Below are 22,440 nucleotides of genomic sequence, written 5' to 3' on the forward strand. Positions count from 1 at the left end.
CCACGGATGCGTACAGGCACTAAAACCGCATTACTCATCGCGCTCTTCGCGCTTTTTTACCTGATCCCGATTGAGTTCCGCGCCTTATGGCAGCCGGACGAAACCCGCTACGCTGAAATCAGTCGTGAAATGCTGTTCAGCGGCAATTGGGTGGTGCCGCATTTCTTTGACCTCCGCTACTTCGAAAAACCGATAGCCGGATATTGGGTCAATAACATTGGCCAATGGCTGTTTGGTCACACTAACTTTGGCGTGCGCGCCGGATCGATTTTCAGCACCACCTTGAGTGCGGTATTGGTCTATTGGCTCGGCAGGCAGATGTTCGCCAGCCGCCAAGTCGCGCTTACCGGCAGCGTTATTTTCCTGACTTCGCTGCTGGTGTACGGCGTGGGCACATACGCGGTGCTCGATCCGATCCTGATGCTGTGGCTGGTCGCCGCGATGTGCAGTTACTGGCTGGCGTCGCAGACCAGCACCACGCGGCAACGCTTATGCGGCTATGTTTTGCTGGGCGCGGCCTGCGCGATGGGCTTTATGACCAAAGGCTTTCTCGCGCTGGCGGTGCCGGTATTGGCGATTCTGCCGTGGGCCATTTGGCAACGTCGCTTCGGTGAACTGCTGCGTTGGGGACCGCTGACAATTGTGGTTGCTGTGCTGCTCAGCACGCCATGGGCGCTGGCGATTAATCAGCAGGAAGGGGATTTCTGGCACTACTTCTTCTGGGTCGAGCATATTCAGCGTTTCGCCGAGTCGGATGCACAGCACAAAGCGCCATTCTGGTATTACATTCCGGTGCTGCTGGCGGGCTGTTTGCCGTGGCTGGCGCTGCTGCCGGGATCGCTGGTTGGCGCGTGGCGTCAGCGCAGTCAGCAAGCCGGGCCGATCTATTTGCTGAGCTGGGTGCTGCTGCCGCTGCTGTTTTTCAGCATCGCTAAGGGCAAATTGCCGACCTACATTTTGCCGTGCTTCGCGCCGCTGGCGCTGCTGATGGCGCATTACGCACACAGCGGTTCGGCGCAGGTGATCAAAGCGCTGGAAGTGAATGGCTGGATCAACCTGCTGTTCGGTGCGATTGCCGCAATCGTGTTACTGGTAGTGCTAGCTCCGTGGGGCATTTCGCATCGTCCGGTTTATAGCAGCGAAGAGATTGTTGGCGTATTCTGTGCGGCGCTCTCCTTTATCGGATGGGGCGTGATGGGCTGGCTGAGCCGCAAGCCGGAGAACGGTCGCTGGCAGTTAGCCGCGCTTTGTCCGCTGGCGCTGGCGTTGTTGGTCGGCTTTGCTATTCCGCAAAAGGTGCGCGACTCCAAGCAGCCGCAGAGTTTTGTCAGCGCGGTGCACGATCAGCTGGCGGATAGTCGTTATTTGCTGGCCAACAATCCTGGCGTGGCATCGGCGGTGGCCTGGGAACTGCAGCGCAGCGACATAAATTTCTATGATGCTAAAGGCGAGTTGCAATACGGCCTGAGCTATCCGGATGCGCAGTCACACTATATTGATGCGGATAACTTTGCCGACTGGCTGCGCGTGCATCGCCGTCAGGGCAAGGTTTCATTGGTGTTGATGATGAATTCCAGCGACAAAACGCCGGATAAAAACCTGCCGGAACCGGATGACGTCTATCGTCAGGGCCGCCTGGTTTATTACGGCTACGATGCTAAACCATGAATCTGTTGCTGATTTTACTGGTTAGCGTGCTGAGCTGTGCCGCCCAGCTGTGTCAGAAGCAGGCGGCTCATCTCGGTATCAAAAAGGGGATGCTTTGGCTGGCGCTGAGCATCATGCTGCTGGGTATCGGCATGTTGCTGTGGCTGGCGGTATTGCGCGTGGTACCGGTGAGCGTGGCATATCCGATGCTGAGTCTTAACTTTGTGTTGGTAGCTATCGCCGCACGGCTGATCTGGCGCGAAACCTACAGCCTACAGCAGTGGATTGGCACGCTGGCGATTGTTGCCGGTGTGGCGTTAATGGGAAGTCATCTATGAAAGGCGTGATGCTGGCGCTGTGCAGCGTGTTGCTGGTATCGCTGGCGCAGCTGGTGCTGCGAATGGCGATGCTGGATTTCCCGCCGTTGAGCGCATTGCTCAGTTTGCAGCACATCAAACCGCTGCTGCTGTTGGCGATGGGCCTTGGCGCTTACGCGCTGTCGATGTTGTGCTGGATGTTGGCGCTGCGCCATCTGCCGCTTAATCGGCTCTATCCGCTGCTCAGTTTGAGTTATGTACTGGTGTGGCTGGCGGCGATTTCCTTGCCAATATTAGGGGAAACCTTCCGCTGGAGCAGCTTTGCCGGCGTGGTGCTGATTGTGTTTGGCTTGCTGCTGGTTTCGCTGCCGCGCAAGCAATGATTGTCCGTAGGGTCGCCATTCATGGCGACCATCAACCAACCAACCGCAAATGCTTCTCCCCTAAATCCGCCAGTGAAGCCGCGCCTAACATGCCTAAATCGCGGCTAACCTCGCTGGTAATCAAATCGATGGCCAAATTTACGCCCGCTAAACCGCCGACCGCGCAAGCATAATTAAATGGCCGCCCGACAAAGCAGGCTTTTGCGCCCAGCGCGATAGCTTTGATGGCGTCGGTGCCGCGTCGAATTCCGCTATCAAACATCACCGTCATTTCACCCGCTGCTGCAACGATTTCCGGCAGCACATAAAGCGGCGGAATCACCGTATCCAGCTGTCGTCCACCATGATTGGACACCACAATCCCGTCGATGCCGATGGTTTTACAGCGCAGCGCATCGTTACGGCTGAGAATGCCTTTAATCACCATCGCGCCCGGCCAGTGCGCGCGGATATGTTCGATATGCTGCCAGGTTAAGTGGCTGCGGCCGCTGAAATCCCGCACCGCGTTTTTCGAGAACAGCGGCGCGCCTCGCTGCGCATGATTGTTCTCAAAATAGGGCATACCGCTTTTCAGCATCGTCTTAAGCAAGGTTCCGGTTAACCAGCGCGGATGCGTGATACCTTCCCACGCCAAACGCAGGCTGGGTCGGAACGGCGTAGCGAATCCGGCGCGTACGTTGTTTTCCCTGTTGGCCTTAACCGGCGTGTCCACGGTGATCACCAGCACCGGAATCGCGGCACGCTTAACGCGATCGATCAGCGCATCGATCTCCTCCAGCGTTTTCGGCAGATAGGCCTGAAACCACATATCGGGATTCACTTGCGCCACATCTTCCAGCCGCGTCAGCGAGGAGCCGCTCATGATAAACGGCACTTTCTTCTCTTTCGCCGCGCGTGCCAGCGTGCAATCGCCATCAAAACCGGTTAACGCCGAGATGCCCATCGGCGCTATGCCAACCGGTGCCGCGTAGCTTTGCCCAAACAGCTCAACCCCGATGTTGCGCTGCGACACATCCACCATGTTTTCCGGGATCAGGCTGTAGCGCGCATAAGATGCCAGCGTGTTGCGGAGCGCGATATTGTCCTCGACGCCGCCAGAAACATAGGCGAACAGCGGATGCGGTAGATGACGTTTGGCGTACTTCTCGAAGTCGTTCAGGGATAGGCAACGCGACTGCATATTGCGCATGAAGGTGATGATCCAGTTGGCGAGACGGTAGGGGAAAAGCAAAGAAATCAATGCTATTGCACGAGGGAGATTTTACAAATCTATAATTCGGCAATGTTAATGCGCGAAATGCATATAGACGGTCGCCATAAATGGCGACCCTACGGAGTTAATATCACCGCACACGTAAGGTCGCCATTCATGGCGACCTTTTTAATTACCATGATGAATCCAGCCTAAATAAAACTCTCCCCTGATGCAATTCCATCAAAATAAAAACACCAAAATGCTTGAACTCACATTTCGGAAAACAAATTCCAAATAAAAATTAACATGAAATAAAAATGCCGTTAGCGTGAATGCTCTGTTTTGTTCTGCCGTATTTCCTTATGTATTTTTTACCAGGAGGTATTATGGAAAGAGAACTTTATATATCCACCAGCACGGCTTCCGGCCCGAATAGCACCACACGCACCGAGCCCTTTGTTAAAATAATCGCGCTGGTCGCCACGCTGGGTGGATTACTGTTTGGCTACGATACTGGCGTGGTATCGGGCGCTTTGCTGTTTATGCGTGACGATTTGCAACTCACGCCATTTACCACCGGATTAGTCACCAGTTCACTGCTATTTGGCGCGGCTTTCGGCGCGCTGCTTGCCGGTCATTTTGCGGACGCGCTGGGACGTCGCAAGATCATTATTTCCCTCGCCTTTATTTTTGCCCTTGGCGCTATCGGTTCGGCATTCGCGCCGGATGTCATCTCAATGATCTCTTCACGTCTGTTCCTTGGTGTCGCCGTGGGTGGCGCGGCGGCTACGGTGCCGGTGTATATCGCGGAAATCGCACCAGCCAATAAGCGCGGCCAGTTGGTGACTTTGCAGGAGCTGATGATTGTTTCGGGCCAACTGCTGGCGTACGTGTCCAACGCCACTTTCAACGAAATCTGGGGCGGGGAGCACACCTGGCGCTGGATGATCGCCATCTCGACTGTCCCCGCCGTTTTGCTTTGGTTTGGCATGATCTTTATGCCAGAAAGCCCGCGCTGGCACGTGATGCGCGGTAACAACAACGAAGCGCGCAAAGTGCTCGAGAAAACCCGCGCGGCGGATGATGTCGATTGGGAGCTAGAAGAGATTGAAGAAACCATCGAAGAGAACCGGCAACAGGGCAAAGGCCGCCTGCGCGATCTGCGTACGCCGTGGCTGCGCAAAGTGTTCCTTCTTGGCATCGGCATTGCGGCGATTCAGCAGCTTACCGGCGTCAACACCATCATGTATTACGCGCCGACCATGCTGACGGCAACCGGCTTGAGCAACGATGCCGCGCTGTTCGCCACCATCGCTAACGGCGTGATTTCGGTGCTGATGACGCTGGTCGGTATCTGGATGATCGGCAAAATCGGCCGTCGTCCGCTGGTGTTGGTTGGACAGATGGGTTGCACCGCGTGCCTGTTCTTTATCGCGGCGGTGTGCTTCTTTATGCCGGAATATCATTCGGCAGGCGACGTTAATCTGCTGCGCGCCTATCTGGTGCTGGCGGGGATGTTGATGTTCCTGTGCTTCCAGCAAGGCGCGCTGTCGCCGGTTACCTGGCTGTTGCTTTCTGAGATCTTCCCGGCGCGTATGCGCGGCATTTGTATGGGTGGCGCGGTGTTTGCGCTGTGGATGGCGAACTTCGCCATTTCGATGGCGTTCCCGCTGCTGCTGGCGGCGTTTGGCCTCGCCGGAGCCTTCTTAACTTTTGCGGTGATTGGTATTGGTGGATCGATGTTCGTGTTGCGCACCATCCCGGAAACCAAAGGGCGCAGCCTGGAGCAGGTCGAGCACTACTTCCATGAGTTGTATAAATGATGTTGCGTTGATGTAAATCAATCAAAGTTCTGGCAGAGCAGCAAAACGACATCGCTTACTATCGCAAGATATCGACGCGTCACAACAAAACAGAAAGTAAATAATATTACTCTTTCAGGATAGAACACACCATGACCTACAAAATAAGCCATGACCGACTCTGCATTAATCGTAAAATTGCGCCCAACCTTAGCCTCGAGCGTTTTTTCTCTCTGGTTGAAAAGTTAGGGTTAAATAAAGTCGAAATCCGCAATGATATGAAAAGTGGCAGCGTGACTGATAATTTATCCGGTGAAAAAGTGCGTGAGCTGGCTAAGCAACATGCGTTCACAATCGAAACCATTAATGCGGTTTATCCGTTTAACCAATTAACCGATGAGGTGCTGGAGAAGACGCACGCTTTATTAAATGCTGCGCGTGAAACCGGCGCTAAAGCGTTAGTGCTTTGCCCACTGAATGACGGCACGGTTATTTCCCAGCAGCAAACCGTCGATGCGTTAAAAACACTTGCACCGCTGTTCGCCGAGTATGGCATCACTGGTCTGGTTGAGCCGCTTGGGTTCCCGCAAAGTTCGCTGCGTTCTGCCGCTCTGGCACAACAGCTGATCAAGCAGGCGGGCGCGCCGTTTAAAATCGTACTGGATACTTTTCACCACTACTTGTACGAAGGCGCTGAGCAAGACTTTGCTGGCGGCGTCGACGTCAATAACATCGGGCTGGTGCATCTCTCTGGCGTCACCGATGCGCGCCCAACAAATCAGCTAACTGACGAAGAGCGCATCATGCTGAGCGCCGACGATCTGCTGAAATCGAAACAACAAGTGCAGCGTCTGGAAGAGATGGGCTATCGCGGCATCTACGCTTTTGAACCGTTTTCTTCCGTAATGGATGGCTGGAGCGAAGAACAGATTGCTCAGGAAATCCAATCCAGCATTGCTTATCTGAATAATTAAGGAACACTTCATGACGCTCAATATTGGTGTAATCGGCACGGGCGCGATCGGTCGCGAACACATCCGTCGTTGTAGCCAGGTGCTGCAACATTCGCGCGTAGTGGCGCTGAATGACATTAACCGCAGCAACTGCGAACAGATCGTTAAAGATCTGGGAATTCAGGCGGAGATTTATGACAACGCGCACGACCTGATCAACGCGCCAGAAGTGCAGGCAATTCTGGTCACGTCGTGGGGCCCAACTCACGAAGAGTTCGTGCTGGCGGCAATCAAAGCGGGCAAAGCGGTGTTCTGTGAAAAACCGCTGGCGGTCACCGCGCAGGGTTGCATGAACATCGTTGAGGCGGAAATCGCCGCCGGTAAGAAACTGGTGCAGGTTGGCTTTATGCGTCCTTACGACGCCGGTTACCGTGCGTTGAAAGCGGTGATTGAGAACGGTGAGATCGGTGAGCCGCTGATGCTGCACTGCGCGCACCGCAATCCCGAAGTCGGCGATTCTTACACCACCAATATGGCTATCACCGACACCCTGGTTCATGAGCTCGATGTGCTGCGCTGGTTGCTGAAAGATGATTACGTTAGCGCGCAGGTAATCTATCCACGCTCCACGAGTAAAGCGGCCTCGCATCTGAAAGATCCGCAAATCGTGCTGCTGGAAACTGCCAAAGGCGTGCGCATCGACGTGGAAATCTTCGTTAACTGCGCTTACGGCTACGATATTCAGTGCGAAGTGGTGGGCGAAAGCGGTATCGCACGTTTGCCTGAGCCGATGTCGGTGCAGACGCGCAGCGCGGCCAAACTTTCCACCAGTATTCTTACCGACTGGAAAAAGCGTTTCATCGATGCCTATGACGTGGAGCTGCAGGATTTCATCAACAGCGTGTTATCAGGTGAGATGACCGGCCCATCCGCTTGGGATGGTTACGCGGCGCAGGTCGCGGCTGATGCCTGCGTTGCGGCGCAAAACTCCGGTGACATCGTGCCGATCACCATGCCGGCGAAACCTGCGTTCTATGAATAAGTTCTTTTCCGTTCCATAAACGCGCGTCTTGATGGCGTAATGCTCGTCAGCTAAGCGTCTTTCGGTCACCATAAATGGCGACCCTACAAAGGATTGGCGCTTTTTTCGTAGGGTGCGCATTAACGCGCACCTGCATAATGGCGAGCGTTTTATCTCGTATCACACTCTCATCTCAGCGTTTTCCCGTGTATCATCGCCGACTTTAAGCAGTTTTGTAGGGAATAAGTGATGACGGAGATGACATTGTCCCGCCGCCAGCCTTCCGTATGGTGGGGCGCGATGATTATTTGCGGCACCGTGGTGGGCGCAGGGATGTTTACGCTGCCGGTGGTGATGGCGGGCGCGTGGTTTGGCTGGGCGATGGTGTTACTGCTGATCAGTTGGGGCGGTATGTTGCTGTCCGGCTTGTTGTTTATGCGCGTCAGCCTCAAGTATCCGCCTGGCGCGGGTTACGACACCTTAACCAAAGATTTGCTCGGAAGGGGCTGGGCGGCGCTCAATGGTCTTAGCATCTTATTTGTCCTCGGCATTCTCACTTACGCCTACATTTCGGCCAGCGGCCCGGTGTATCAGCACTCCATCAGTCAGTTGGGATTACCGATCTCTACCGCAGAAGCCAAAATATTGCTCACGCTGTGCGTTGCTTTAGTGGTGTGGCTCGGCACCACCGGCGTCAGTCGCTTGATGACCTTTTGTGTGCTGGCAAAAATTCTGCTGTTGATCGTGCTGTTTGGCGGCTTAATAACGCAGGTAAACGTGCCGTCGTTACTGAGCGCGCCCGCTGCAGGCGAACAGTACTGGCCTTATGCACTCGGCGTGCTGCCGTTTTGTCTCGCGTCGTTTGGTTATCACGGCAACATCACCGGTCTGGTGAGTTATTACGAAGGTAATAAGCAGAACATTACGCGCGCGTTGGTATTGGGTACCTTACTGTCGCTGGCGCTGTATCTGTTTTGGTTGACCAGCACCATGGGCAATCTTCCGCGCGACGCGTTTCCCGAGATTGTGAAGCATGGCGGTGATATCGCGGCACTGATGGCGGCGCTGCGTGATCATCTGCACGTAAATGCGCTGGCGCTGATGATGTCGATCTTCTCGCATTTCGCGGTGATCGCTTCATTCCTCGGCGTTACCGCTGGTCTGTTTGATTTCATCGCCGATCGTCTGGGATTCGGGAATTCACCCGGCGCGCGTCTGAAAACCGCCAGCCTGACTTTCCTGCCGCCGTTACTCGCCTCGATTTGCTGGCCGAATGGCTTTGTCGCGGCGATTGGTTTTGCCGGACTGTTTGCCACTTTATGGGCGGTGATCATCCCGGCCATGCTGGCGTGGAAATCACAACAACGCTGTTCGCTGGCGGTGGTTTTACTGTTGGTGTTTGGCGCGATGAATATACTGGCCTGGCTGCTGAGCTGGTTTGGGGTGTTGCCGGAATTTGGTGGGTGATAGTGGTCGCCATAAATGGCGACCCTACGTTTAACCGGTGCGCTTAAATGCGCACCGGGTCAAAACCATCACTCTTTGTTGGTAATCAGCGTGCCTTTCAGGCCGTGAGGCTCGGAACGCAGATACTGCGGTGGTGCTTTGGCCTGCGCACCCAATTCAGCGGCGGCATGCCACGGCCAGCGTGGGTCGTAAAGTACCGCGCGCGCCAGCGCGATCAAATCCGCATCACCTTCCTGCAAGGCTTGTTCTGCCTGCTTTGGCTCCGTTATCAGGCCCACACCAATCACCGGAATCTTAACCTGTTTACGGATGTCGCGGGCAAAAGGCAGCTGATAGCCGGGACCAACGGTAATTTTCTGCTGCGGTGACAGGCCACCGCTGGAAACGTGCACGTAATCGCTGCCCGCCGCTTCGAGCTGCTGGCTAAATACAATCGACTGCTCAACATCCCAGCCACCTTCAACCCAATCCGTTGCCGAGAGGCGCACGCCAACCGCCACCGAATCCGGCAGGGCGCGGCGCACCGCGTGGAATACTTCCAGAGGGAAACGCAGACGATTTTCCAGCGAACCACCGTATTCATCCTCACGCTGGTTACTCAGCGGCGACAGGAACTGATGTAGCAAATAGCCGTGCGCGGCGTGCAGTTCAATTAACTGAATACCGAGTTTGGCTGCGCGCTGCGCGCTAGCAACAAAGGCTTGTTTCAGGCGCTCAAGGTCCTGTTTCGTCAGCGCCACCGGCGCGCGATCTTCAGAATTAAAGGCTTGCGCGGAAGGCGCAACGGTTTGCCAGCCGCCTTGTTCCAGTGACAACTGATTGCCACCGAGCCACGGTGCGGCGCAGGACGCTTTACGTCCGGCGTGACCGAGTTGAATACCAAATGGAATGTCAGAATATTGACGGATATCGTGCAGAACGCTGGCCAGCGCCGCTTCCGTTGCATCGTCCCACAAGCCTAAATCACCGGGAGAAATACGTCCGTCCGCTTCAACGGCCGTCGCCTCGATGATCAGCAAACCGGCGCCGGAAAGTGCCAGTTGCCCGAGATGAATGCGGTGCCAGGCGCTGGCTTTGCCATCCTGCGCCGAGTATTGGCACATCGGCGCGATCACGATGCGATTATCGAGCGTTAACTTACCCAGTTGCGTCGCACTAAACAGTAAACTCATTGAAACCTCATCATCAGTGGCTGAATGGCTTTAAGCTTAGGGCCAAAAGCGCATTTTGCAGAGGGCTATGAGTTTGAATGTTGTAGCAAAAAGTAAGTTAAGCGGAATGTGCCGCCGCGGCTCATTACGAGGCTGGCATCCTATTTAATGCTAATAAATCATCATTTCCAGACTTAAAAAGATAAAATATTAGCACTTCAACTCAAAATGCCGCCGATCGCCAGCCGCGCGCTTTATCATTGCCGGTGCGCACCGCCAGCGAATGCGCTGCACGTTGCGAACGCGCCATCACCTCTTTTTGATTCAGCTGGGTAAACTTACCGGCGCGCAGCAGATAAACGCCATCAACAAACACATCGCTGACTTCATGGCCGAGCGCCGAGTAGACCAGTGACGAAACCGGATGATGGATCGGCGTCATCGCGGGATGCGAAGTATCGACAATCACCACATCGGCGCGTTTGCCGACTTCCAGCGAACCCACCAGATGGTCGAGGCCAATAGCACGCGCACCGTCGATGGTGGCCATCTCCAGCACTTTTTCCGCCGTCATAATAGTGGGATCGCGGTGCACGCCTTTTTGCAGCAGCGCCGCCACTTTCATCGCCTGGAAAAGATTGTGATTGTTGCTGCTGGCTGGGCCATCTGAACCTAAACCCACGGTTAAACCGGCGGCCAGCATCTCCGGAATCGGCGGCACGCCGGAGGCGAGATAGAGATTGCTGCAGGGATTGTGCGACACGCGTGTGTCGTGATGTTTGAGCGCGCGGATGTCCCGCGAATTACACTGCACGCAATGCACCGCCAGCACATCCGGGCCGAGGAAGCCGATATCGCTGAGGAATTCGGTATCGCTGGCCTGAAAACGCAGCTGCGCCTGCTCGATCTCAAAATCGGTTTCCGCCACGTGCGTGGTGATCAACACGCCGGTTTCATTCGCCAGCTGGCGTGTGCCGCGCAGCACTTTCTCATCCAGCGCCCAAATCATGCTCGGTGCCAGACCGACTTTTACCCGGCCATCGACTCTGTGATAACGATTAATCACTTCACGTGCATCGGCCAGCGCCTGTTCCGGCGTTTCGATCAGTTCAGCAGGAATGCCGTGCTCAGCGCCGCTGGTGAGGAAGCCGCGACACACATGACCGCGAATGCCGCTGACTTCAAAGGCTTCGATCACTTTGGCGGTTAATCCTGGCCGTGGATGCGCATACATAAAATCGACCAGCGAGGTGACGCCCGAACGCAATGATTCCATACAGCCGTGCAGCGCGGCGGCGTAAACATCCTCTTCGGTCAACGCCACGGCGCTGGGTCCGGTCATGCAGGTGAACCACTTTTTCAGCACCATGTCATCGCCAAGACCTTTCAGCAGCGTCTGGAACAGATGCGTATGGGTGTTCACCATGCCCGGCATGATGATGCGTTCGCGGCAGTTGATGATTTCCGCTTCCGGATAGCGCTGCTGCAACGCATCGCGCGTGCCGATGGCGTGAATGGTCTTATCCTCAATCAGCAAACTGGCCTGTTCCAGAATCTCGCGCTGCGGATTCATGGTGATAATCCAGCCGTCGGCCAGCAGGTAACTCATGATTGGCACTCCAGTTGCTGCTGTAATTCGGCGGCATTGACCACAAAACCAAAGCATTGCTGCACGTTATACAGCGTGGCATCGCGGCAATAATCGGGCGAGGTGGTGGCGCTGCAATCTTCCAGCAGCAGGCAGTCGTAACCACGGAAGTTAGCGTCTTGCAGCGTACACAGCACGCATTGATCGACGTTAACGCCAGCAAACAGCAGGGTGGTGACGTTGAGATTTCGCAGGATGCTATCGAGCTCGCTGTCCTGAAAACCGGACATACGGTATTTGTTGACGCGAATGTCTTCGGCATCAGGCGTCAGTTCGTCCACTACCTCCGCCGCCCAGCTGCCGGCCTGCAACACCGGCGCGCCGGAAACCGGCAGCGGATCGCCTAATCCCACGCCATCACCGTTAGGGTTATAAACGTGCAACAAGGCGGGACTGAGATTGAGCTTATCGGCGCGGTTGCCCCAGTTGAGCCAAATCACCGGCACTTCCGCAGCGCGCAATGTCGGCAGCAACGCCTGTAACGGCGCAATCGGTGCACGCGCGGGTGTGACATCAACGCCGATATGTCCGAGCCAGCCTTCGGGATGACAGAAGTCGTTCTGCATATCAATCACCACGATAGCCGTACGCTGCAGATCAAAAATCACCGAGCGGCCGCGCGTGGTGAGCTGCACGGTGCGCGACGCCTGCGCCGGACGTCGTGTATCAATTACGTTCGATGAAACGCGCCACTGATTATGTCGACTGCTGCCTAAAACATTTTCCGGCATATCAGGCTCCCGTTAATACGCGGATATCTTCTTCATCCAGCGTGACAGGGTCACCGCTGCGAATCAGCTCCGAGAAGCCTTCATTCGGCGTCATCATCGTTAGCGTGTAGAGTTTGCTGTTACCGGTGTTACGAATCGCATGGTCGTTACCTGGATGCAGCAGCAACGAATCGCCTTTGCCAATCGCCAGTTCTTCGTCGTTGCAGCGAGCCACGCCTTCGCCGTGCAATACATAAAAGAACTCGTGCGCGGTGGCGTGCTCATTCGGTGGCGTAGCGCCACCGACATTGAAGATTTCTACCACGAAGATGTTCTCAATGCCGTCTAACGGTTTGTCGAACAAGATGGCGAAATAGTTGCTGCTATCCGGACTGATACGGAACGCCTTAACATCCGCAAAATTGTTGAAACGAAACGATTTCATACGTTATTCCTTTCGATAAGGCTGCGTTAACGCGCCAGGTTGCAATGTGCGTCCCACCACGCCAGACATCGCCAGAATGGTGAGCAAGTAAGGCAGCGCCAGCAGCACCTGCGGCGGCAGCGTGTTTTCAAACAGCTGCAGCGACAGTTGCAGGGCGTCGGCGGCGCCAAAGATAAAGGCGGCGACCAGCGCTTTCAGCGGGCTCCAGCGACCAAAGATGACGATCGCCAGCGCGATAAAACCTTGTCCGCTGACGATGTTGTCGCGGAACAGGCCGATCTGCGCGGTGACCAGATAGCTACCCGCCAAACCGGCACCGACGCAGGAGAACAGCACGCCCCACGTACGGATCTTTAACACGTTGAGCCCGGAGGCATGCGCCGCACGCGGGTTTTCGCCCACCGCGCGCAGCGACAGGCCAAAGCGGGTGTGAAACAGACCAAAGTGCGCCAGCACCGCCAGCAACAAAGTGAGATAGAGCGGCAGCGGCTGCTGGAACAGAACCGGGCCAATAAACGGCAGCGAAGAGAGCAGCGGCACATGCCAGGGTTCGAGCATTGGGATGGTAGGCGAGGAATCGTTACCCATTACCAGCGCGTAAATCCAGGTGGCTAATCCGGCGGCCAGGATATTAAAGACGATGCCCACCACAATCTGGCTGGCATGGGCGCGCAGGTAGAGTGCCGCCAGCACGCAGCCTACCAGCAACCCGCCAACGCCTCCGGCAATAAAGCCCAGCGCGGTCGATCCACTCTCCACCGCCATCATGTAGCTTGAAAGCGCGCCGAGCAGAATGGTGCCTTCAATGCCGATATTCAGCACGCCAGAACGCTCGGCATAAATTTCGCCCAGCGCCGCCAGTAATACCGGACCGGCAAGCCGCACCGCAGCGGCCAGCCAGCTAACGAAAAAGGCGGTATCGAGATTCATCCACAGATTCATGATTGTTCCTCCGCCAGTTGGCGGCGCGATTTACGCCCGCCGGGCAGGTTGATGCGGTAGTAGCGCAGCAGATCGCCGGCCAGAATCAGTAACACCACCAGACTTTGCAGAATCAACACCACCGAAGTGGGCAAGCCGGTTTGGCGCTGCATCGCGCTGCCGCCGACTTCCAGCCCGCCGTAGAGAATGGCGGTCGGGATCACCAGCAGCGGATTGAGGCGCGCCAGTAAGGCCACCACCACGCCGATAAAGCCGACGCCGCCAGAAATCCCTTCCATCAGGCGATGTTGCACACCCAATACCGCGCACAATCCTGCCAGCGCCGCCAATCCACCGCCGAGTAAAACCGCACCCATTTGACGGCGATTGACATCCACGCCGCTGTAGCGCGCCGCACGCGGATTCAGTCCGGCGATTTTGATTTCGAAGCCAGCGGGCGTGGCGCGCATCAGCCAGAAGACGAACAGCGTGGCGACCAACGCGATGGCGATGCCCCAATGTGCGCGCATGCCGTTCATCACGAACGGCAACCAGCTCTCCACCGGCAAACGTGGTGTTTGCGGCAGATCGCCCGGCGCACGCATCGGACCGGAAACCAGATATTGCACCATGAACAGCGCGACATAGTTGGCCATCAGCGAGATCAGCACATCATTGCCGCCGAACTTCACCCGTAACGCGCCAACCCAACCGGCCCAAATCGCGCCCGCCAGGAATGCGGTAATCAGCACCATCGGCCAGTAGAGCAGCGCGGGAATCGCCCACGGCAAACCCTGCGGCGTGCCGGAAAGGGCGATCCAGCTGGCTGCTGCTGCGCCGAGTAGAAAACAGCCCTCAAAGCCGATATAACCGAGCCCGGCGCGCCACACCACGATGGTTGCCAGCGCAATCAGCATCAGCGGTGTGGCTTGCACCAGACTGAGACCGAAGCTGCGCAGCGAGCCAAACGCAGCGTCAAACAGGAAGCCGTAAGCGGAGAGCGGATTGCCGCCAAACGGAATAAACAGCAAACCGGCTATAATGAAAGCGGCCAGAATGCCGCAGAAACTGGTCAGCATCAGCGCGCCAGTTGATTCGGCGGGCGCCAGACGTCGCTCAAGCAGCTTCTTCATGATTGCCTCCGGTTTTTTTCAGGTGCGCGCCTGCCATCAGTTCGCCGAGGCGTTCTGGCGTGGCGTCGGCAGCATCCAATTCACCGGCGATCTGGCCGCTGTACATCACCGCGATGCGATCGGAGAGGTTGATGATCTCCTCCAGCTCGGCGGAGATCATCAGAATGGCGCAGCCGCGATCGCGTGCAGCCATCAAACCTTGCCACACGCTCTCAATCGCGCCGACATCCAGCCCGCGCGTTGGTTGTTCAACCACCAGTAAGCAGGGATTGCTGGCGACTTCGCGGCCCAGAATCAGCTTCTGCAGATTACCGCCGGAGAGTTTTCCGGCTTCAAAATCAGCATCCGGCGTGCGTACCGCAAAGCGGGCGATGATGTCGCGCGCATGCTGGCTGATGCGCTGACGGTCCAGCAGCCACCCGCCCGCGCGGGTAAAGGTGCGCTGGCGGCCGAGCATGGCGTTATCGGTAATCGATAAATCGGTCACCGAACCGACGCCGCGCCGATCTGCCGGGATAAAGCTGATACCTTTATGGCGGCGCGTAGCGGGGGAATCGTCGCTGATATCTTCGCCATTCAGCAGAATGCGACCGGCTTCCAGTTCACGCAGGTTAAGCAGCGCTTCCGCCAGCTCCGATTGGCCGTTACCTTCGACACCGGCAATGCCAAGGATTTCTCCGGCGGCAACGTTGAGCGAAACGCGCCAGATTTTTTGCTGTCCGCTGGCATCACGCACCGCAATGCTATCCACCTGCAACACTGTTTTGCCCGGCTGACACGGCGTTTTCTCCACGCGCAGCTCCACATCGCGCCCCACCATACGGCGCGCCAAATCGCGTTCCGAGGTGTCTTTAATGTCCACCGAATCGACCATTTTTCCGCCGCGCATCACCGAAACGTGATGGGCAATCGCCATGATTTCATACAGTTTGTGAGTGACGATCACCACCGAACGGCCTTCCGCGCACAGCGATTTCAAAGTAGCGAACAAGCCAGCTTTCTCCTGCGGCGTCAGCACCGCCGTCGGTTCGTCGAGAATCAGCACCTGCGCATCACGATAAAGCAGCTTGAGGATCTCCACGCGCTGCTGCACGCCAATCGGCAGATGCTGCACTTTCGCCCAGGGATCGATCGCTAACCCATGTTTATCCGACAGCGCCTGCAAACGCGCCGCTGCTGCGGGCAAATTGAGCACGCCGCTGGCGCTCTCTTTCAGACCCAGCACCACGTTTTCCACAACGCTCATTGGCTGCACCAGCATAAATTCCTGATGCACCATGCCAATGCCGCAGGCGATGGCATCGCTGGGATCGCGAAAACGCTGCGCTTTGCCATCCACCACAATGCTGCCTTCATCGGCCTGATACAGGCCGTAAAGGATTTGCATCAGCGTGCTTTTGCCCGCGCCGTTTTCACCCAGCAGCGCGTGGATTTCACCGGCTTTGATGCTGAGCGAGACGTCGTCATTGGCCACCACGCGCGCAAAGCGTTTGGTGATGTTGTTTAGCGCGACGCGGATGTTTGCTGTTGCTGTCATGATGATTAAACCGTTGGCTTCAGCGCGCCGCTGTCAAGCTGCTGCCAGATCTGCTGGAAGCTCGCCCACGCGCTGGCGCTGACCAGTTTGGCGTTGTAGTGCTCGCTACCATTGACCACCGACCAGGCTTTGCCGACGGTGGGATGCCATTCGTCGCCGCCTTTGAAGGTTTTATTCGCTACCGATTCACCAACCTGTTCCACCATCCAATCAAGGTTCTGGCGGAAGCTGCAGGCGACGTAATCGGGCGCCACATCACGTTGATCGACATAACAGCCGATGGCTTTGACTTTCGCCGCTGCCGCGCCTTGCATCGCGCCGAGACCGGTGACGTCAGCTGCATGCCAAATCACATCCGCGCCGTTACCAATCATGGTAGTGGCGGCTTCACGGCCTTTGGCGGCGTTGTCATAATCGCCGGTGACAACGCCCATGCCTTTAATGCCCGGACGGGTTTTCTCTGCGGCCTGAATAAAAGCACGCATCATCGCCTGCTGCGTAGGGTTATCGCCGCCGCCGACAAAGCCAACCGCTTTGCCTTTTTCTGAGATCAGCGCCGCCAGCGCACCGGCGGCATACGCGCCTTGCAGATAGGCGAGGTTGACGTATTCGACGTTGCCCGGTGATTTCTCGCCTGGCTTGAAGGTGGAGGCGAAGAAGTAAGTGTCAGGATATTCCGGCGCGATTTCGGCAAACGCTGAACCGTATTCAAAGCTGTGGCCGATGATCAGCGTGTAACCATCATCAGCGTAGCCACGAATGGTTTGGTCCATCTGCGCCTGCGAAACACTTTCGCTGTGCGCCACGGTGAAACCGGCTTTTTGCAGGCTCTGTAATCCGGCATACGCCAGCGAACTCCAGCCGCCATCGGCAACCGAGCCGGGCAACAGCAAGGCGATTTTTATGGTGTTATTCGCCGCCATCGCTTTACGCGACAACATCGGTGCCAGCGCGGGTAACAACAGCGCGCCAGCCACTAACTTCGCAAACTTTCTGCGGGATACGTCTGCCATCATGTGTTCTCCTGGTGTGGTTTTGATGTATTAATCACCGGAAGAGCATTATCTTAAAAGCATCATTTTTAGCACTTACCGATGCCTAAAAGGCAACGTAGGGGAAATATGCTGCAACATCGTTTATTTGTGTATATCGATCAGGTGGCGCGCAGCGGTTCGATTCGTAAAGCGGCGGAGCGTCTGCACATCTCGGCTTCGGCGATTAACCGCCAGCTGATTGCGCTGGAAGAAGAGCTCGGCACGCCGCTGTTTCAGCGCTTGCCGCGAAAAATGATTCTTACCGCCGCCGGTGAAGCGCTGATTCATCATGTGCGCCAAAGCTTTAAAGAGATTGAAATTGCGCAGATGAAAATCGAGGAGCTGAAAGGGCTGCGGCGCGGTGAAGTGACGGTGGCGATGATGAGTGGATTAGCGGCGAACCTGATTCCGCGTGTGGCCTCGGAGTTTCGCCGCGCCAATCCGCGCGTGAAATTACTGCTGCAACAGCTCACCACCGGTGAGAACATCACAAACGCGGTGGCAAGCGGCGACGCCGATTTGGGGATTGGTTTTGATTTCGAGCTGCAGCCAGTGCATCGCAACATTGCCAGCGTGCCGGTGCGATTGGGTGCCGTGGTGGGAGCGGGGCATCCGCTGGCGGAGAAATCCAGCTTACGTTTGAGTGATTGCTTGCCTTATCCGGTGGTGATTGCCGACAAATCGATGGTGATTCGGCCTTACCTGAATGAAGTGTTCGCACGTGCCTCGATCAATCTGCAACCGGTGATTGAAACCAACTCGATCGAGGTGATGCGCCAGTCGGCGATGATGGATCAAACCCTGACGTTTCTCACGCCGATTGATATTGAGTCCGACCAGCGCAGCGGGCGGTTAATCTATATTCCGGTGCGCGAACTGGCGCAGCACACGCAAACGCTGATGTTGATCGGCCACGATCGCGGCACCAGCGCGATTGGTAGCGTGTTCGCCGAAACCATTAAAGGGATGATGTCGGAATTGCGTTGATCGCTGGGGCGCCATAAATGGCAACGTTGTGGGTTTTGTAGGGTGCGCATTCATGCGCACCTGGTCGCCATAAATGGCGACCCTACGAAAATGCGGTACGATCGGTGAGGAAATTGATATCGAAATTATGCACCTCGCGCGCCAGCTTAAGTAGCGCCTGAGCGGCACGTTCGGTGGCAATTGCACCGCGTTCAGCATCAGCTGCTGCGGCATTGCCGGTGGTGCCCGAAAGGTGCAGATCCTGCGCCATCCAGCCAAAACCGATGCCGCCTTCCGGCGTCAAAATCCCGCCAGTTGCTTCAAGTGCCACCGAAGTGGAAACGAAATCATCAGCGTGCTGCATCTGAACCAATTCAGGATGCAAATGCAGCATCATGCTGGTTTCTGATTCACCGCCGTGAATGCCGTGATTGAGTTCATGCGCGCTGTAAAGGTCTGACGCATCAATGGTGCGGAACCAGCTGGCGCTGACGGCAAACATGCCCAGTTCGATGCGCAGTTGACGACAAACGATTTCCATCAGCTGCGGCTGTCCGCCGTGCGAGTTCCAGAAAATCAGCTTACGAATTCCGGCGCGCCAGGCGCTTTTCGCCACCTCGAACCACACTTTGCCCAACACGTCATACGGCAGTGAAAGGGTGCCGGGATAGGCGAGATGTTCATCCGATTTACCAATCGGCAGCGCGGGCATTACCAGCAGCGGAAGATCGTCGGGCAATAATTCCACCGCACGTTGAATAATCCCGGCGTTGATGGCGGCATCCACACGCACTGGCAGATGCGGGCCATGTTGTTCTACTGCGCCAATCGGTAGCACGGCGACGATGTTCGCCATATCCAATTCACTGAATTCCCGGGTTGAGAGATCCCACCACCAGGGCGAAGACGGCTTGAGCATGTTTACCTCCATTTTTTACTCCAAGATAGCGGGTTGGCAGTGCAATGGAAGCAACAAAATTCGCGCTTTGCGTTGCTTTTTAGGCATTGCTTAGAAGGAGGTCGCCATGAATGGCGACCCTACGAAGCGGTGTTATTTCTGATTCTTACTGGTGAATTCCTGGTAATTCTCTTTGGTCACCGTTTGATATGGCACCCAGTTATAGGCTTCGGTCTTTTTACCGCTCAGCATGTCGTAAGCCACATCGACTGCGCCGGTTGCCTGACCTTTCGCATCCTGGAAAATAGTTACCGCCATTTTGCCGTTCTTTATAAACTGCAAACCATCCGGCGTGCCGTCGATACCGGCAACTAACACATTGCTTTTCTTCAGCTGATCGAGCGCCATAATTGCCCCGATCGCCATTTCATCGTTATTGGCGATGATGGCATTGATGTCATTACCATCCTGCAACCATGACAAGGTTTTATCGACCGCTTCGTTGCGCTGCCAGTTGGCGCTCTGTTTCTGGATCACTTTCAGACCAGGATGATCCTTCACATAATCCTCAACCGCTTTGGTGCGCTGACGCGCTTCTTCGGTGGAGAGGGCGCCCATCAGAATGGCGATATTGCCTTTGTTATCCATCCGCTTGGCTAACGCTTCGATCTCCATCTTGCCACTCAACGCCGAGTCGGAACCGACGTAGGCCATTTTGCCGGTCAGTTTCACTTCGGGTTTACGGTTAACGAAAATCAGCGGGATATTGGCTTTCTGCGCAGCGGCGATCACTGGCATCACGCCTTGCGTATCCACTGGGTTGATGATGATCGCGTCCGCACCCTGATTGATGAAATCATCCACCTGCTGAATTTGCAGGGAAACATCACCTTTGGCATCGGCAAACTGGCTGTTAAGCCCTTTGTCTTTGAGCTGCTTTTCCATCTGACTACGCAGGATGGAAACGAAATTGAGATCGAGATTAGCCAGAGCGACGCCAACCATATAGGTTTTCGCCTGGGCAGTGAACACACTGAGCAAACCGCAGATAAGCATTACAACCTTGAATAATTTCATTTTTTTATCTCTGTAGGGGAGGTTTCTATTATTTTGCATCCGGGTGCAAAATCAACGGGATTGCTGCCGCTGATTGACATCATGTTCAGACGGACAACGCGATGTGCTGTCTTCACTCTCTGGTACGGTTGAAAAATAGTCAACGCAGCAAAAATCGATTTCATCACCACGATCACAAAATCATCACGATTTGCACCCGAGTGCATAACAAAAATGCAACCGGGTGCAAAGTTTGCGAAAGTCACCTCTTGCTAACGTGGGGAATCGCTCTATGCTCACTTTTTGCCAGGTAAATTACGGAAGGAAGCCGATGACGAGAACAGTGAAAAAGGCCACGGCCAGCGATGTGGCCATTCTCGCGGGCGTGTCGAAATGGACGGTATCGCGTGCGTTTATGCCTGGTGCTTCAATCTCCGAGAAGGCGCGCGAGAAGGTGATGCGCATCGCTAAAGAGCTGGGATATCGCCCCAATTTGCTGGCGCGCAGCCTGGTGAAGAAGAAGACGCATATCATTGGCGTGGTGATCGATGAACTGAAGAATCCACACACGCTGATGATTCTCAATGAAGCCACGCAGCAGCTGCAACGCCGAGGTTACATGGCGCTGATCCTCAACATCACCGATGGCGAACCGTATCGATCGGTGATGACGCAGGCGGATCAATTGCAGATCGACGGCGTTCTGTTTCTCGGCACGGTGCTATCGGCGCAGCTGATTAATCTGGTGGAGGATATGTACAACATTCCGCTGGTGCAGCTATGTCGCAATACGCATGCGCAGGGCATTGATGTGGTGGCGATTGATGGTTATGCCGCAGGGAAACAAATCGCCGAACTTTTGCTGGCGCAGGGCGCGCAGCGTTTTGGCTTTATGCAAGGCCCGGATACACCGACTTCTCATCTGCTGCGCAAAGAGGGATTTGAAGCGACGCTTCAACAAGCGGGATTCCAGATTGATGTACTGCTCAAAGCGGGCAGTTACGATCGCGCGCGCAGCTGGCAAGCGATGAGCGATTATCTGCAACGGCCGGAAGCGCCTGCGATTGATGCGCTGTTTTGTGAAAACGATGTGCTGGCGTTAGGCGCGTTGGAAGCAATGCGCGCCGCACCGAATATGCCCAAGATTGCGGTGGTGGGATTTGATGATATCGAAGAAGCCAGCGCGCCAGGCTGCCAGCTCACCACCTTTAGTCAGCGTATTGATTTGCTGATTGCCGAAGCGTTGAACCGCTTGATTGATGGCCGCGAGAGTGCGAATGAGCGTTGGCGGCAGGGTGAAATGCGTGTGCGACGTTCGCATTTGCGTAACTGAGTCCGCATTCTATACGCTAATCAGCGTGATATCCTCAGCGCGAAACGCGTTGTAAAACTCTTTGTTAAGTTTCTCTTCTACCACAAGAATATCGATTTCTTCGCAACCGGCTACCGAGAACCGGGCCACGCCGGGAATTTTATCCGCCGTCAGCCCAACGATGGTTTGATTGCTTTGCTTGATGGCGGCTTTTTTGAATTCGCAGTCGGCAAAATCAAAACCCGTCAGCCCGGATTCAGGGCTCATCGCACAGCCACCAATAAAAGCCTGATCGAAAATGATATTTCGCAGTTGCTCAATCGCCGTATGACCCACGCTGCCGCCACTCTTTCTCTGAATGTGGCCGCCGAGCATGATGACGTCTATTTTCGGGTGTTTTAACAGCGCTGCAGCGATATCGGGAGCATTGGTTGCGACGGTTAAAGAGAGTTTTTCCGGTAGCGCCAGCGCCATTGCCAGATTAGTGGTGCCCGCATCAATGAAAATGCAGGTGTCGTTTTTTACCAGGCTGGCACACTGCTGCGCGATCATGTCTTTTGCTGCGTGATTGTGCTCTTTTCGGCTTTGGAAAGAACCCGCTTCAGGTATCTGTAATACCGCACCGCCATACACTTTTTTGCACACGCCTTCTTTACTCAACTCATGCAGATCGCGCCGAATGGTGTGCTCTGAAACCTGCATCTGGGCGGCCAGATCGACGCAAACAACACGGCCCTGGTCGCGCAAAATTTGTCGTATCAGCTCTTGTCGCTGTTCTGGGAAAGCTGCATAATCGAGCATGTAAGTTCCTTAAAAAAACACAATCAATCTATAACGAGCATAA

At 55.5% G+C, this 22,440-nt stretch carries 21 protein-coding genes; 9 read left to right on the top strand and 12 right to left on the bottom strand.

The features are described from left to right. Window positions 1-6: 6 nt before the first annotated feature. From arnT to arnF, 3 genes are read left to right on the top strand one after another with little or no spacing between them, the layout of a single operon-like run. On the top strand, window positions 7-1,668 hold the full coding sequence (gene arnT, locus NR302_RS21520; RefSeq protein WP_258145818.1) for a lipid IV(A) 4-amino-4-deoxy-L-arabinosyltransferase: 1,662 nt from the start codon (window positions 7-9) through the stop codon (window positions 1,666-1,668). Continuing rightward, window positions 1,665-1,985: a 4-amino-4-deoxy-L-arabinose-phosphoundecaprenol flippase subunit ArnE gene (arnE, locus tag NR302_RS21525; protein ID WP_154191368.1), complete on the top strand. Its 321-nt coding sequence runs from the start codon at window positions 1,665-1,667 to the stop codon at window positions 1,983-1,985. Before arnT ends, arnE begins: the two co-directional genes overlap by 4 nt. Continuing rightward, window positions 1,982-2,347, top strand: a complete 366-nt coding sequence (gene arnF / locus NR302_RS21530) for a 4-amino-4-deoxy-L-arabinose-phosphoundecaprenol flippase subunit ArnF (protein ID WP_154191366.1) — start codon at window positions 1,982-1,984, stop codon at window positions 2,345-2,347. The genes arnE and arnF overlap by 4 nt, the downstream gene beginning before the upstream one ends. Before the next feature lie 31 nt (window positions 2,348-2,378). On the opposite strand, the gene NR302_RS21535 is transcribed toward arnF, so the two are convergent. Then, window positions 2,379-3,536 carry an alpha-hydroxy acid oxidase gene (locus NR302_RS21535; protein WP_258145859.1) on the bottom strand — a complete coding sequence of 386 codons (1,158 nt, stop codon included), beginning with the start codon at window positions 3,534-3,536 and terminating at the stop codon, window positions 2,379-2,381. 392 nt (window positions 3,537-3,928) lie between these two features. On the opposite strand from NR302_RS21535, the gene NR302_RS21540 reads away from it, so the two are divergent. From NR302_RS21540 to NR302_RS21555, 4 genes are all read left to right on the top strand, one after another. Further along, window positions 3,929-5,365 (top strand): sugar porter family MFS transporter, encoded by a 1,437-nt coding sequence (locus tag NR302_RS21540; protein ID WP_258145821.1) that lies wholly within the window; start codon window positions 3,929-3,931, stop codon window positions 5,363-5,365. A 131-nt stretch (window positions 5,366-5,496) separates the two neighbouring features. Continuing rightward, window positions 5,497-6,318, top strand: coding sequence for a TIM barrel protein (locus tag NR302_RS21545; RefSeq protein WP_258145822.1), 822 nt, complete (start codon window positions 5,497-5,499; stop codon window positions 6,316-6,318). Between the two features lie 10 nt (window positions 6,319-6,328). Next, window positions 6,329-7,339 carry a Gfo/Idh/MocA family protein gene (locus NR302_RS21550; RefSeq protein WP_258145824.1) on the top strand — a complete coding sequence of 337 codons (1,011 nt, stop codon included), beginning with the start codon at window positions 6,329-6,331 and terminating at the stop codon, window positions 7,337-7,339. Window positions 7,340-7,567: 228 nt separating this feature from the next. Continuing rightward, window positions 7,568-8,785, top strand: coding sequence for an aromatic amino acid transporter (locus NR302_RS21555; RefSeq protein WP_258145826.1), 1,218 nt, complete (start codon window positions 7,568-7,570; stop codon window positions 8,783-8,785). Between the two features lie 68 nt (window positions 8,786-8,853). Here the strand turns inward: NR302_RS21555 and NR302_RS21560 are convergent, their stop codons facing one another. From NR302_RS21560 to NR302_RS21595, 8 genes are all read right to left on the bottom strand, one after another. After that, complete coding sequence (locus NR302_RS21560; protein WP_258145827.1) at window positions 8,854-9,957, bottom strand: NADH:flavin oxidoreductase/NADH oxidase; 1,104 nt, start codon at window positions 9,955-9,957, stop codon at window positions 8,854-8,856. A 202-nt stretch (window positions 9,958-10,159) separates the two neighbouring features. Beyond that, window positions 10,160-11,545 carry an amidohydrolase gene (locus NR302_RS21565; protein WP_258145828.1) on the bottom strand — a complete coding sequence of 462 codons (1,386 nt, stop codon included), beginning with the start codon at window positions 11,543-11,545 and terminating at the stop codon, window positions 10,160-10,162. Further along, window positions 11,542-12,315, bottom strand: a complete 774-nt coding sequence (locus NR302_RS21570; RefSeq protein WP_258145830.1) for a cysteine hydrolase family protein — start codon at window positions 12,313-12,315, stop codon at window positions 11,542-11,544. The genes NR302_RS21565 and NR302_RS21570 overlap by 4 nt, the downstream gene beginning before the upstream one ends. A 1-nt stretch (window position 12,316) precedes the next feature. Beyond that, window positions 12,317-12,739, bottom strand: coding sequence for a cupin domain-containing protein (locus tag NR302_RS21575; protein WP_258145832.1), 423 nt, complete (start codon window positions 12,737-12,739; stop codon window positions 12,317-12,319). Window positions 12,740-12,742: 3 nt separating this feature from the next. Next, on the bottom strand, window positions 12,743-13,681 hold the full coding sequence (locus tag NR302_RS21580; RefSeq protein WP_258145834.1) for an ABC transporter permease: 939 nt from the start codon (window positions 13,679-13,681) through the stop codon (window positions 12,743-12,745). Beyond that, complete coding sequence (locus NR302_RS21585) at window positions 13,678-14,793, bottom strand: ABC transporter permease (protein ID WP_258145836.1); 1,116 nt, start codon at window positions 14,791-14,793, stop codon at window positions 13,678-13,680. The genes NR302_RS21580 and NR302_RS21585 overlap by 4 nt, the downstream gene beginning before the upstream one ends. Continuing rightward, window positions 14,777-16,330, bottom strand: coding sequence for an ABC transporter ATP-binding protein (locus tag NR302_RS21590; RefSeq protein WP_258145839.1), 1,554 nt, complete (start codon window positions 16,328-16,330; stop codon window positions 14,777-14,779). The genes NR302_RS21585 and NR302_RS21590 overlap by 17 nt, the downstream gene beginning before the upstream one ends. A 5-nt stretch (window positions 16,331-16,335) precedes the next feature. Then, on the bottom strand, window positions 16,336-17,346 hold the full coding sequence (locus NR302_RS21595; protein WP_154157127.1) for a BMP family protein: 1,011 nt from the start codon (window positions 17,344-17,346) through the stop codon (window positions 16,336-16,338). A 105-nt stretch (window positions 17,347-17,451) separates the two neighbouring features. Here NR302_RS21595 and NR302_RS21600 point away from each other — a divergent pair, with 105 nt between their 5' ends. Then, window positions 17,452-18,351, top strand: coding sequence for a LysR family transcriptional regulator (locus NR302_RS21600; RefSeq protein ID WP_008106231.1), 900 nt, complete (start codon window positions 17,452-17,454; stop codon window positions 18,349-18,351). 82 nt (window positions 18,352-18,433) lie between these two features. Here NR302_RS21600 and NR302_RS21605 read toward each other — a convergent pair whose 3' ends face one another. Together NR302_RS21605 and NR302_RS21610 are read right to left on the bottom strand one after the other, a co-directional pair. After that, window positions 18,434-19,249, bottom strand: coding sequence for a creatininase family protein (locus NR302_RS21605; RefSeq protein WP_258145842.1), 816 nt, complete (start codon window positions 19,247-19,249; stop codon window positions 18,434-18,436). A 132-nt stretch (window positions 19,250-19,381) separates the two neighbouring features. After that, entirely contained in the window at window positions 19,382-20,305 is a 924-nt protein-coding gene (locus tag NR302_RS21610) for a substrate-binding domain-containing protein (RefSeq protein WP_258145844.1), read from the bottom strand. Window positions 20,306-20,615: 310 nt separating this feature from the next. Between NR302_RS21610 and NR302_RS21615 the strand changes: the two genes are divergently transcribed. After that, window positions 20,616-21,617 (top strand): LacI family DNA-binding transcriptional regulator, encoded by a 1,002-nt coding sequence (locus NR302_RS21615; RefSeq protein ID WP_258145845.1) that lies wholly within the window; start codon window positions 20,616-20,618, stop codon window positions 21,615-21,617. 9 nt (window positions 21,618-21,626) lie between these two features. Here NR302_RS21615 and NR302_RS21620 read toward each other — a convergent pair whose 3' ends face one another. Continuing rightward, window positions 21,627-22,397, bottom strand: coding sequence for a DeoR/GlpR family DNA-binding transcription regulator (locus tag NR302_RS21620; protein WP_258145230.1), 771 nt, complete (start codon window positions 22,395-22,397; stop codon window positions 21,627-21,629). Window positions 22,398-22,440: the final 43 nt, after the last annotated feature.

The organism is Pantoea sp. SOD02, from assembly GCF_024707505.1.
Taxonomy (GTDB): Bacteria; Pseudomonadota; Gammaproteobacteria; order Enterobacterales; family Enterobacteriaceae; genus Pantoea; species Pantoea symbiotica.